The sequence below is a fragment of the Exiguobacterium undae DSM 14481 genome, from assembly GCF_000620805.1.
Classification (GTDB): Bacteria; Bacillota; Bacilli; order Exiguobacteriales; family Exiguobacteriaceae; genus Exiguobacterium_A; species Exiguobacterium_A undae.
On sequence record NZ_KK211187.1, the window covers coordinates 1,786,976 to 1,798,348 of the forward strand.

The window sequence follows — 11,373 nt, forward strand, 5'->3', positions numbered from 1 at the left end:
GTGATTCTTCTTTTGGCTTAGTCTAAAATCACATTTTTCCCTTCCGCGCGCAACTTGGCGAGGGACGTTTTCATCTGTTGGATCACTTCTTCCGTATGCCGTTCCCATGTCGCAAGCTCCGCGACGATGACAAGCGGTTGCTGCGACCGGTACGACCGCGTCGGATTTCCCGGAAAACGTTTGTCGGTCAAATTTGGATCATCTTCGAACGTCCCGAGCGGCTCGATGAGATAGATGTGTTGGGCACCATCTCCTTTTGCGAGTTCGGCGCCCCATTTGGCGGCCTCAAGCGTTGCAGTGAAATAGATGTAATTGGCACGTTTGTCCTGATAATTGGACGGAAAATGCGCCTCCAACTGATCGCCGACGTTCAGCGCCACTTTTGTCCCGTGAAAAAACGGTCCCCGGTCCAGCACTTCGATCTGGTCTGTCATCAAAATCCCCTTCCTCTCTTCAGTGTTCTTGCTTGTAGTATAAGGCGCGATTTGACAGAAAAGTAGTCTGTTTCCTTTAGGGCAATCGCGGTATACTTCTAGTAGAGGGATTCATCACGCGTTACCCGGCAGACGAATGTTCCAGCAGGAGTTATTCAGTCAGTCGGGTTCTTTCCATGCATTTCATTTCGCAGCACGATCGAATCGTCAACTGCAATTATTCTAGATTTCCCGTCCCAAAACTGTCCCTATTCGTTCTTCTCGTTTGACAACTTTTGTCAGCATGGTATCGTGAAAGTATCAAGGTCAAGGATGTGGAAAATCATGTTCATCGTCGAGTTACTGATCAACGCTTGTATCGCGTTCACCGGATTTTATATCATCTCGAAAATCATCCATTCCACCCAGTTTTCATCCTATACGATGAAGTCGATCATCATCGGACTGGCGACCGGATTACTTGGTGTCTTGTTAATGTTCAAAGGCATTCAAGTCAACGAGTCCCTCCGGATGGATCTGCGGCATTTACCACTCGTCTTACTGGCATTTTACGGCATTCGTTTTCCACTCGTCATCGCGACAGCCATCATCGCCAGTTCGCGGTTTTTATTCGGGGTCACACCACAGGCCTTCGTTGCCTTCATCGCGATTCTCGGTATCAGCAGCGGTATGCTTTACATCCACCGGAAGTTGCTGAACCGGCCGTTCCTGCAAAACGTTTCGTTGAACGTCTGGGCCCTGTTGATGATTACATGCGCCGTTCTGATCAACTTAGGATTCAGTGACACGGCACTCCGGCTGTTACTGTCGACCTGGACAATCGGTCTTGCGGTCGGTGTCCTCTCGAGCATGTTGACGCTTGATTTCCAGACGTTGAATCAGCAGGTCCAACTGTACAAAAAGTCAGCCGAACTCGATCACTTGACCGGTCTGTACAATCGGCGGGTCTGGGATGCCCGGACGGCAGGACTCGAACAAGAAGGACGGATCTACAATGTCCTTGCGCTCGACATCGATCACTTTAAGCATGTCAACGATACGTACGGGCACGGTAACGGTGATCTCGTCTTGCAACAGTTTGCCAACATCCTGAAGGAAGAAACCCGCCCGCACGATATCACGGCCCGGATCGGCGGTGAGGAGTTCATGATTCTCGTCTATGACCTGTCCCCGCAAAAAGTCGTCAAGGTCGCCAATCGGATTCGCGAACGGATTGCGACGGAACGGTTTCAATTCGACGGGTTCCCGGCGATTGAAGTCACGACCTCGATCGGCATCGCCCACGGGAAACATGTGCACATTCAGCGGATGAGCACACTCGCCGATGATGCCTTGTATACGGCGAAACAACAAGGACGAAACCGGACGATTCTGTTTGATCAGCTCGACCAGCAAGATGTCGCCGTCACCCAGTCGTCGACCGAAACGATTCATTCTTAAACACATACGTTGGAGGTTAGCTGATGTTTGAACCAAAAAGAGAATTCATCACGACAGCAGAAACGATTTTATTTGTCAGCACATTATTCATGTGGATTTACATTGCACAAACGTTCGTTTTCATCGATTCCTTTCAATCGCTCTTCTTCACACCGTCTTGGTGGTTAATGCTACCTGTCATGACATTCGTATTGTTTTTACGTTCATTTATTGGCAGACGGATTAATTTGGACTGGACGGATGACGAAGAAGAACAAGAGTTGGATCAAAAACAACGTTAAACAAAACAGCCCGGTCCTATCCGCTTTTTTCGGATAACGACCGGGTTATTTTTTGGAGGATACATGTAGTTTCAGTGATTGGACTTCGTTATGATTTTAGCGCCTTTTCCCGTGTCAGGACCATCTGGATCGAATCGATCCATTCCCCTGCGATTTCTACATCGTGGGCATCCACACCGGTCACTTCGAAACCGATTTTTTCATAGACGTGCCTCGCCCTCGGGTTGATGGCCAAGACACTTAAGGTCAATTGATTTAAAGACGTGTGCCGGAACAGATAATCCATCAACAACTGTGTCGCTTCTGTTCCGAGACCTCGATTTCTGCCGTCCGGTCCGATCAGAATCCGGAAATTCATGCTTTGCTGTTGTTGCTCATAGTCGTTGACGACAACTTCCCCCACGAGTACGCCTGACTCCTGATCGATGATGGCCAAATCCAACCGATCCGGTTGGGCGTTTCTTGTGGCATACCACGTTTGCAGGGTCTTTCGGTCGATGCCGGAGGAACTTCCGGTTAATGTCCGGACTTCGGGATCGAGCAAACATCGTTCAATCCATGGAATGTCCTCCGTTGCAAAGGGACGGAGAATGACCTTTTCTCCGATTAAGGTGGGTTTAACCGTTAAATTCATCATTTGATCGTTGCTCCTTCGTTTAGAATTCATACTTCCAGGTTTTCTTTCTGGGAACCATTTCCCATTTCCGCTCGTACGATACAAGACGATTAAAGGAGGGGCTATTATGTTCGAATACCAATTCATCCGGATTGATTTTAAACGGTTATCCGGCAACCCGAAAGAAGATTACCGGGACGTCATCACCCAACAAGCGGAAGACGGATGGCGGTTCATCCAACTCGTTGCACCTGATTTCGTAACGTCCGGCGTAGGGGTCGGATCTTATTATGAACTGATTTTTGAACGTCCTCGCTCGTAAGACTGAGTATCCTGAAACGATTTCGTTCTTTTAGTATACCGAATCGTTATCCTCAAATGACACTTCCTTACATTTTTATTCGTTTTCTGTTTCCTTTTTATCCTATACAATCAAGGAAGTTTGATCATCTAAAAAGGAGGCGTCGCTTCATGAAGTTTCCAAAATGGCTGCTGTACCTCGGTGCGCTTCCGACGTTCGGATTTGCTTTTTACGCCATCACGAGTCCGGATTTCCGAACGGAATTCACGGCACTGTCGTCACTCAACGCGCCTGTCACATCCGTTGTGCTGACCGTGTTCGTCGCTTATTGGACGTTGTTCTTTATCTTGACGAACGGACTTCGTCGACACCTCGACTTGATCGTGTTGTCCGCTTTGTTGCTGATCTGTTTTATCTTGACGAGCCTGTTTGCTACGCTCGATTACTTTCTCCCTTGAATGCCTCCCGCAAGCCATCTTTTTGATGGATTTTTCCATTTTCTTCTTGCAATGCCGCCCTCCGTCCCGTAATATCATTTGTAATAAATTTCTATATATTCAAAAAACAATTGTCGAAAACAGATGGACTTTGGGGGCGATGCTGGATGGATTTCAAAACATGGAAACACCCTGCTTTATTATTGACGAGTGTCGGGATTTCGAATCTCGGCGCCTGGGTCTACTTCATCGCACTGAACTTGATCGTGCTCGACCGGACGAATTCGGTATTTGCCGTCTCCGTCCTCTACATGCTTGTCCCGATTGCTGCCCTGTTGACGAGCTTTTGGTCGGGAAGCCTGATTGACCGGGTCGACAAACGGAACATGATGGTGCTTCTTGACGTGGCTCGAGCTGTCCTGATTGCGATTCTTCCGTTTATTGATTCGTTGTTTGTCCTCTATGCCCTCGTCTTTTTGATCAATATGGGCATTTCCTTGTTCGAATCCGCTTCCTTGATCTACATGACGAAACTCGTCTCGCACAACAACCGGCAACGGTTTAACGCCTTAAAAAACTTTATTCAATCCTGCGGCTTCATTCTCGGACCGACGATTGCCGGTCTCCTGTTCCTTATCGGCTCACCGGCATTTGCCATCTATATGAATGCCGGTGCACTGGCCTTGTCTGCGCTGATCCTGTTTTTCCTGCCGGATTTGGAGAAACGAACGACGTTTGCCGAGGCGGAACGCCTCAGCTTGCGGATGATTGCCGACGACTGGAAAGAGACGTTGCGGTTTACGCACAAGCACCGGTACATCACACTCGTCTACGGTCTGTTTTGTGTGATGACGATTTTTATGTCCGGTCTCGATTCTCTCGAAGCCTCATTCGCGACACGGGTGCTGGCGTTTTCTGAGAGCACATACGGCTTCCTCGTCAGTATCGCCGGCGTCGGTATCATCGCCGGCTCCGTCATCAACGCGACGTGTACGAAGTGGCTCAGCCTGCGTTTCTTGATCGGGTTCGGTGCTGTCACGACACCGATCGGTTACCTGCTGTTTGCGACGGCGGACAGTTTCTTCGTGGCAGCAGTCGGCTTTTTCCTGCTGACGTTTGCTTTATCGTTTGCCAACACCGGTTTCTTGTCGTTTTATCAAAACAATGTCCCGGTTTCAATCATGGGCCGCTTCTCCGGCGTCCTCAACGTCGCCGAGTCGGTCTTTGTCATCGGACTGACGTTATCGATCGGGATGCTCGCCGAAGTCTTCTCGATCCGTTCGACCTACATCGTCTTTTCGCTTGGCTTTCTGTTGATCGGACTGATCACGTTACCCATCGTCTTGAATCGCACGAAACGAACGTTGTACACGCTGACGGTCGAAGAAGAACCCAAAGTCTCTTAACTCTAAAACAACAGGAGCCACGAGGATTTCTCCTTGTGGCTCCTGTTGTTTGGTTCGTTTAGACCGTTGCCGGTCAGGATATAGTCAAGAAACCTGCTGAGTTTCAGCCGAAGGAGGACTCCCCATGACAGGAATCGACTGTCTGCTTCACCTGCACCAAGAACTCGATCGGTATTCGGAAGACGAATTGCACTACATTTCACGTCCGGGTGTCTGGTCGCTTGGTCAAATGTATGACCACATCTTGCTGGTCGCTCACGAATATCTGGATGAGGTCGAAGCCTGTGCTTCACGCACCACTCGCTCAACTGCCGGAAAAACGCCCTATGGCGAAGAGTTGTTTCGACAAGCTGCCTTTCCGCCCGTCAAAATCAGGCTTCCGGAAGAGATGAATGCACCACCGAACAATACCAACAGTGCCGATCAGTTAAGACACCGTCTCGTTCAACTGGTCGAACGAATGGAAAGCTGGTCGGCACGACTTGATCAGATTGATCCAACCTCGAAAACGGAACACGGTGGGTTCGGTTGGCTGAATGCCTGTGAATGGTATCAGTTGATCGAAATGCATACCCGGCATCACTTCCGTCAAAAACAGGAACTGGAACAGCAGTTACCTTAAGGTGTACCACTTAATTCAGTTGCTTTGGCTTATTTCGGATGAAGATGAGGGTGTAAACTGCTGCAGCCGCTTATTCATTAATTCCGCGACAAAAATCGTTCCGTCGTCTGCGACAGCCAGATCATGGGCAATCCTCAGCTGACCGGGCTCTGTGCCAAAGCTGCCGAATCGCTCCAGAATCGTACCTTGTTGATTCAGCACGAGCACTTGGCTTCGGGCGTCCGCTGTCCGTCCATTCAAATAGTCACCGCCGTCGGCGACATACACCTTTCCGTCCGGACCAACTTCGACCCCATACGGTCGACCGAGTTCCGGTTGATCCCATGTCTGCTGATGACGACCGAATCGGTCAAATACTTGAATCCGGGCGTTGTTACGGTCGGCAACATACAAATTCGACGCGTCGTCACTACTGATGCCATGCGGCAAATTGAGTTGACCGTCTGCCGAACCCAATTGATTGACTTCCCACTCGAACTTGCCAGTCCGGTCGAATTTCGCAATCCGGTGATTGCGGTACCCGTCCGCGACTGCAAACGAACCGTCCGGCAACACCGTCACATCGGTCGGACGGGCAAACAGATACGCGTTCAACCGGACCGGAAAGTTCGGCAACTTGTTGCGAATCCGAAGACCCGCTTCCGTTCCAAACGGATACGCTTGTCCATAAACCGCTTGAACGTCGCCTTCCGGATTCAGCTTAAACACTTGGTTCAAGCTGATGTCGGTCACCCAGATGTTGTTGGCGTCATCAACTTCCAAGCCGTGCGGAGACTGAAACAAATTCTGACCGATCGTCCGCTTGACGGCACGCGTCTCACCGTCGAGCACGACGATCGTTGCCTCTTTGATCACCGCCTTACTGCCGTACGTCCCGTTTGCCCGGTGCAGGTAATAGATGTCTCCGTTTGGTCCAACGGCGACACCGCTCGCTTCACCTGCCTGTTGTTGTTGATTGTTTGTTTTCGGCCAGACTACTGTTCCTTCATAGTGTTCACTGGTCGCTTGGACCGGATACGATTTCTTAAAGACCGGTTCTGCTCCTCCGCGTGACCACCACGCCACTGTCAGTCCAAGTACCAACACACTCCCGAAGAAGATGGTTTTCTTTTTCATTATGTACGACTCCTTTTCTTTACTCCTTTCACTATACGTCTTTTGTTTCGTTTCCCTCCTCCGCCCAGGGATGTAATTTTCCTCCGGCTTCCGTCTCTTCCCTTATTCGTCCCCTTTTTGCACGATTGTCACAAAACGGTAACGTTTCTGACCTTCCCTCCAATTACCAAAAAGTGTATATTTAAAGCATCGATTACGTCAAAGGAGGCTTTTCCCCACGTGAAATTCTTCAAATCCCCTCGGGTGCTTGAATTGGAATGGATTCCGAAACAGGACTGGCAGACGGTCTGTACCAAGCGCATGATTGACATACCGCATCATCCAAACGAACAAATCGTCGGACTTGCCTACAACAATCAACAGCAAGTCGTTCAAGTGACACGAAACATTCAGGCACCGCTGTTCGGCTATTACGTCACCTTACTCGAAAACCGTCAGGCGACAAAAACCGTCTTGTCGAAACGTTCGCACATGACGATTCAACACCTGTCGACACGCCTGTTCGGATCCGTCGAGCTAGCCGAGTTTTCCCTGCTCGACATCCATGTCCGGGAAGAAGGACTCGGTGAACGGGGTCTGTTGCTGGAAGCGTTGATTTATGACATCGAGCAGAAGTACACCCATTACCGGGTCAGCGGCGATTTCACCGCCATCTCCTACGGCGGACGCGTTGCGGCCGAGTGTTTTACACGGTACGGGTTTACGATTGACCAAAATCAATTGATTTTAAAAAACTATCAGGATCGTTCGTTCGTCAGTTAACCCGCTCCTAGGAGGTATATGCATTGCGTCTGAAAGAGAAGCCATACGTCAAAGCCGTCGTCTACACACTGGAATTCCTGTTACTGGTCGCATCCTATATCGACTTATGGAAACGCCCGCGCACCCGCGGACCCAAATGGTTATGGGGCATCCTGATTTTTCTCGTCAACTACCTCGGACCGGTCGTTTACCTCGTCTGGGGACGTCATCCTGCGGCACCATCCGAGTCGTCGATGCGAGACTAAAAAAGCTTCACTCTGTTGCCTGAACATCAGGGCAAACGAGTGAAGCTTTTTTGTACGTATCAAGTGGTAGGAGAACGCGTGATTATGTGGTAATTTGATTATTATAGATTACTTTATTTTCGAAAAGCTTCACCTATCATCGTACCGTTCACGAACGGTGACAGAAAAGAGGGATTTGATGACGTCACACTTGTCCACTCCATCCTACCGTCATTGGCAGGGGATTCAAAAACTTCATCACCGCTACATGAAAGAAGTCAACGCCGTCTTAAAGGACTGGGGCTTGTCAAAATCACAGTTCGACATGCTGGATACGCTCTACCGCGAACAGAGTGCCACTCAAAAATCACTGGAGGCGACGCTCGAACTGTCAAGCGGTGCCATCTCGCAAACCTTAAAAAAATTATTTGAGCAACACCTCATCACCCGAAAGCGGATCGACCGGGAAAAACGACTCGTCTTGACACCGTCCGGGGAGACGATCGTTCAAGAGTCGGCCCCTGTCGTCGAAGTCATCCACGAGCAGTACTTCAAAGCCTTTACGATGGACGACCATGAGTCGTTTGACCGTCTGCTTCATAAGATGCAAAGCAGTCATTTTTAATGCCTGGATGCAATCGTCGTTACCGTTCCGTCTTCGGCAGACCCTCTTCGTCGATTACACCCATCTCAATAACTTGACCGTCTTGTAAACGATACGTCATGTATTCGTTTGGTTTCAGCGGCAGGACATCCGCGCGGACTGCCACGGCATACCGTTTATCCTTGTCCCGATGCTTGTCGTTATAATAGGATTTGACGACGATCGGTTCACTTGTTCCATAAGTCTGTTCGACATGCTCCACGACCTGACGCATGACGTCCTGTTCATACGCACGGTCGTATCGCGTGATGTACACGTAGGACGCAGCTGCGACCAGGACCAGACAGACGATCCACATCAGTTTTTTCATGCTACAATCTCACCTTTCTCATACTCTACTTTTTCATAAAGGAGCGCTGCCGATGATTTTGCGTCACTTCACCCACCGCCGGCATCTAAAAGCCATTGTCGCCCGCGGCGGACTATCCGTAAAGGATACAGCCGAACCTTACTTACAGTTCGAATTTAATCCACCAAGCGACCACTTGAAAGAGACGTTCCATTTGCTTCATCAATCCACCAGTGAACCATGGGACGAGACGGATACCGTCACCCTCGACTTTGATTTTGTCAAGATCCAGGCCGCGGATATTGATGTCCTCGAACAGGTTGAACCGTTCCCGGGAAAAATTGACTTTGATTCTGCCAATGGTCCAGTCCGCTTCGTCAAAAACTTTTTGTCGCTTGGCTATTTAACGGAAGAATCACGGGAACAGCTGTCTGAATACTACTGATTACACGTCAAGAACAGGCCAATCGTGCCTGTTTTTTTGTCGTCAGCTGCGTCGATTGTAGATAAACATCATGACCGGGAAAGTCATGACCTGAATGAACAGTAAATACATAAAAGCTTTCATGATATCTTCGATGACGTTCCACTGGAAGAGCATCAGCATCGCAAAAACATAGACAATACTCAAAGCGTATGACATGTGACCACTTTTCCGCTTGATCTCTTCTTGCCGTTCGTCATGGGGTTCAGCAGCCGGAAAAACTAAATCGGCGGCCAATTGACTCAAACCCGCTAATATCATTATTATACTGAGTGGACTCGGTCCATCAAATATTGCCAAATAGTTGCCGTATAGTATTAGAACTGCGGCGAGTAAACGATTGATCATCGGCATATGTTTCATCCTACATCGTCTCCTTTTTTCTTCGATTCGGGAATAAAAATCGCTTCAATCGGACAATCAAACAAAGCCGCAATCGAAAAAGCGAGTTCGAGCGACGGATTGTACCGCTCCTTTTCAATCGAAATGACGGTCTGTCTCGAGACACCTAACGTCTTCGCCAAGTCCCCTTGCGACCAGTGTCGCACCTCACGTAACACCTTTACCTTATTTTTCATTGCAGTCACCTCTTGCTTCCAATAATATGTAAAAACGTTTCGTTGTGTCAAGTTTCCTTTACACATCAACCTAAAAAAAACCACTCAATCCGTTTTGATTGAATGGTGAACGATCAAACATACGCGATCTTATTTTCGAATCGTCCGGTACCTTGGATGGGTTGCAAGCATGGCGTTTTTAATCGCCAGGACATGCGGATCCGTCGCGTCAACAAATGCCTTGCGGGTCGGGTACTCTCCGACGATTTGCCCTTGATCTAAAATCACGAATCGGTCGCTGAGTGCCTGAGCCGCTTGGAGGTCATGGGTAATGAACAGATAGGACAGGTCATATTTGTCCTTTAATTCCCCTAGCAGCGCGAGGATCAGTGCCTTATTGACCATATCGAGACTGCTGACGGCCTCATCGAGAATGATCAGTTTCGGATTTGTCGCAATCGCCCGGGCGATACAGATCCGTTGCAACTGCCCGCCGCTGAACTGATTCGGATATTTCGCCAAATCCGCGCGGGTCAATCCGACCTGTTCGATCAAGGTGACCAACCGGTGCTGCAGGGCATCCGGCGCAAGACGCGTAAAATTCGTCAACGGTTCGGCAATGATTTGTCCCGCCGTCATCTTCGGATTGACTGCAGCAAACGAATCCTGAAAGACAACTTGGATGTCTTGCCGGTAATCGTTTGCCGTCGTCCGGTAAATGTCCTGTCCTTCGAACAGGACACGCCCTGCTGTTGGTCGTTCGAGACCAAGCAGAATCCGTCCAAGCGTACTCTTTCCGGCACCACTTCGACCGAGCAATCCAAGACACGTCCCGGCTTCAAGCGTCAACGTGACGTCCTGTAAGACGGTCCGTTCCGTCTGCCGCGACAGGAACCGTTGACTGCCGTACCGGTGTGACACCTGTTCCATTTGCAGAAGGCTCATGCGTTCATCCCTCCTGCCTGAATCCCCTGTTGGGCCAGCAATTGTTGTGTGTACGGATGTTGCGGACGGTCAAACAGATCAAAGACGTCCGCCCGTTCGACGATTTCCCCGTGCCGCATGACAAGAACCTGATCCGCCATCTCGGCGATGACGCTTAAGTCGTGGGAAATCAACAGGATCGCTGTGCCATAGGTCGCCCGGACCTTTTCGAGATAATACAACACGAGCTTTTGATTGTAGACGTCAAGCGCCGTCGTCGGCTCATCGGCAATCAGAACATCCGGTCGCAGGCAGACGGCAAGGGCAATCATGACCCGTTGCAGCATTCCGCCGCTCAGTTCAAACGGATAGGCTTTTAAAATCCGGTCCGGCTCCTCGAGATTCACTTCCCGTAACGCTTCGAGCGCCCGGTCCTTCGCTTCGCGTTTGCTGCCCCGGTCATGGGTCCGGATCGTCTCGATCAATTGATGACCAATCGTGTAGACCGGTGTGAAAGCACTCATCGGATTTTGCATGATGAAGGCAATTTGTCCGCCGCGGACACGTCGAAGCGTTCGGTCGGACAGCGTCATCAAATCCGTTTCGTCTAGCTGAATCCGACCCGACTGACGGATCACTTTTTCGTCCAGCAGACGCAAAAGGGCCAGACTCGTCACCGTCTTGCCGCAACCACTTTCGCCGACGAGTCCGACGATCTGACCGGCAAGAAGTGTAAACGAGACATCCCGGACAAGCGGGGTGTCGTCAGCGATGGTTTCGACGGTCAATCGTTCGACGGATAAAACAGGTTTCATC

At 49.8% G+C, this 11,373-nt stretch carries 18 protein-coding genes; 10 read left to right on the forward strand and 8 right to left on the reverse strand.

Annotated elements, in window-relative coordinates; genetic code table 11:
* Window positions 1-17 precede the first annotated feature (17 nt).
* A complete protein-coding gene (arr, locus tag P397_RS0109955) occupies window positions 18-434 on the reverse strand; it encodes an NAD(+)--rifampin ADP-ribosyltransferase (RefSeq protein ID WP_028106422.1) in 417 nt (138 codons plus the stop codon).
* A gap of 324 nt (window positions 435-758) precedes the next feature.
* Between arr and P397_RS0109960 the strand changes: the two genes are divergently transcribed.
* Window positions 759-1,874, forward strand: a complete 1,116-nt coding sequence (locus P397_RS0109960; RefSeq protein WP_235183974.1) for a GGDEF domain-containing protein — start codon at window positions 759-761, stop codon at window positions 1,872-1,874.
* 23 nt (window positions 1,875-1,897) lie between these two features.
* The gene (locus P397_RS0109965; protein WP_028106424.1) at window positions 1,898-2,155 is read left to right on the forward strand and encodes a hypothetical protein; all 258 of its coding nucleotides are present in this window, start codon (window positions 1,898-1,900) and stop codon (window positions 2,153-2,155) included.
* Between the two features lie 88 nt (window positions 2,156-2,243).
* On the opposite strand, the gene P397_RS17280 is transcribed toward P397_RS0109965, so the two are convergent.
* Window positions 2,244-2,792 carry a GNAT family N-acetyltransferase gene (locus tag P397_RS17280; protein WP_035414154.1) on the reverse strand — a complete coding sequence of 183 codons (549 nt, stop codon included), beginning with the start codon at window positions 2,790-2,792 and terminating at the stop codon, window positions 2,244-2,246.
* A 106-nt stretch (window positions 2,793-2,898) separates the two neighbouring features.
* Here P397_RS17280 and P397_RS0109975 point away from each other — a divergent pair, with 106 nt between their 5' ends.
* The 4 genes from P397_RS0109975 (at window position 2,899) to P397_RS0109990 (ending at window position 5,537) form a co-directional block, all read left to right on the forward strand.
* On the forward strand, window positions 2,899-3,093 hold the full coding sequence (locus tag P397_RS0109975) for a DUF4177 domain-containing protein (protein WP_026833144.1): 195 nt from the start codon (window positions 2,899-2,901) through the stop codon (window positions 3,091-3,093).
* Window positions 3,094-3,242: 149 nt separating this feature from the next.
* Complete coding sequence (locus P397_RS0109980; RefSeq protein WP_026833145.1) at window positions 3,243-3,530, forward strand: hypothetical protein; 288 nt, start codon at window positions 3,243-3,245, stop codon at window positions 3,528-3,530.
* Window positions 3,531-3,676: 146 nt separating this feature from the next.
* Window positions 3,677-4,915, forward strand: a complete 1,239-nt coding sequence (locus tag P397_RS0109985) for an MFS transporter (protein WP_028106425.1) — start codon at window positions 3,677-3,679, stop codon at window positions 4,913-4,915.
* A gap of 124 nt (window positions 4,916-5,039) precedes the next feature.
* Window positions 5,040-5,537: a DinB family protein gene (locus tag P397_RS0109990; RefSeq protein ID WP_028106426.1), complete on the forward strand. Its 498-nt coding sequence runs from the start codon at window positions 5,040-5,042 to the stop codon at window positions 5,535-5,537.
* Between the two features lie 15 nt (window positions 5,538-5,552).
* Here P397_RS0109990 and P397_RS17285 read toward each other — a convergent pair whose 3' ends face one another.
* Complete coding sequence (locus P397_RS17285; protein ID WP_035414156.1) at window positions 5,553-6,653, reverse strand: peptidyl-alpha-hydroxyglycine alpha-amidating lyase family protein; 1,101 nt, start codon at window positions 6,651-6,653, stop codon at window positions 5,553-5,555.
* Window positions 6,654-6,872: 219 nt separating this feature from the next.
* Between P397_RS17285 and P397_RS0110000 the strand changes: the two genes are divergently transcribed.
* The 3 genes from P397_RS0110000 to P397_RS0110010 all read left to right on the forward strand — a co-directional run bounded on the left by P397_RS0110000 (window position 6,873) and on the right by P397_RS0110010 (window position 8,264).
* Window positions 6,873-7,415, forward strand: coding sequence for a hypothetical protein (locus tag P397_RS0110000; RefSeq protein WP_028106427.1), 543 nt, complete (start codon window positions 6,873-6,875; stop codon window positions 7,413-7,415).
* A gap of 23 nt (window positions 7,416-7,438) precedes the next feature.
* Window positions 7,439-7,660, forward strand: a complete 222-nt coding sequence (locus P397_RS17290; RefSeq protein WP_035414158.1) for a PLD nuclease N-terminal domain-containing protein — start codon at window positions 7,439-7,441, stop codon at window positions 7,658-7,660.
* A gap of 178 nt (window positions 7,661-7,838) precedes the next feature.
* The gene (locus tag P397_RS0110010) at window positions 7,839-8,264 is read left to right on the forward strand and encodes a MarR family winged helix-turn-helix transcriptional regulator (protein WP_026833149.1); all 426 of its coding nucleotides are present in this window, start codon (window positions 7,839-7,841) and stop codon (window positions 8,262-8,264) included.
* Between the two features lie 19 nt (window positions 8,265-8,283).
* Here the strand turns inward: P397_RS0110010 and P397_RS0110015 are convergent, their stop codons facing one another.
* Complete coding sequence (locus P397_RS0110015; protein WP_028106428.1) at window positions 8,284-8,613, reverse strand: hypothetical protein; 330 nt, start codon at window positions 8,611-8,613, stop codon at window positions 8,284-8,286.
* 52 nt (window positions 8,614-8,665) lie between these two features.
* Here P397_RS0110015 and P397_RS0110020 point away from each other — a divergent pair, with 52 nt between their 5' ends.
* Window positions 8,666-9,037 (forward strand): hypothetical protein, encoded by a 372-nt coding sequence (locus P397_RS0110020; protein ID WP_028106429.1) that lies wholly within the window; start codon window positions 8,666-8,668, stop codon window positions 9,035-9,037.
* A gap of 42 nt (window positions 9,038-9,079) precedes the next feature.
* Here the strand turns inward: P397_RS0110020 and P397_RS0110025 are convergent, their stop codons facing one another.
* The 4 genes from P397_RS0110025 to P397_RS0110040 form a co-directional block, all read right to left on the reverse strand.
* Window positions 9,080-9,439 (reverse strand): hypothetical protein, encoded by a 360-nt coding sequence (locus P397_RS0110025; protein WP_235183975.1) that lies wholly within the window; start codon window positions 9,437-9,439, stop codon window positions 9,080-9,082.
* On the reverse strand, window positions 9,436-9,654 hold the full coding sequence (locus tag P397_RS0110030) for a helix-turn-helix transcriptional regulator (protein WP_028106431.1): 219 nt from the start codon (window positions 9,652-9,654) through the stop codon (window positions 9,436-9,438). The genes P397_RS0110025 and P397_RS0110030 overlap by 4 nt, the downstream gene beginning before the upstream one ends.
* A gap of 129 nt (window positions 9,655-9,783) precedes the next feature.
* Window positions 9,784-10,578: an ATP-binding cassette domain-containing protein gene (locus tag P397_RS0110035; RefSeq protein ID WP_028106432.1), complete on the reverse strand. Its 795-nt coding sequence runs from the start codon at window positions 10,576-10,578 to the stop codon at window positions 9,784-9,786.
* Window positions 10,575-11,372 (reverse strand): ABC transporter ATP-binding protein, encoded by a 798-nt coding sequence (locus tag P397_RS0110040; RefSeq protein ID WP_407636693.1) that lies wholly within the window; start codon window positions 11,370-11,372, stop codon window positions 10,575-10,577. The genes P397_RS0110035 and P397_RS0110040 overlap by 4 nt, the downstream gene beginning before the upstream one ends.
* Between the last annotated feature and the right edge of the window lies 1 nt (window position 11,373).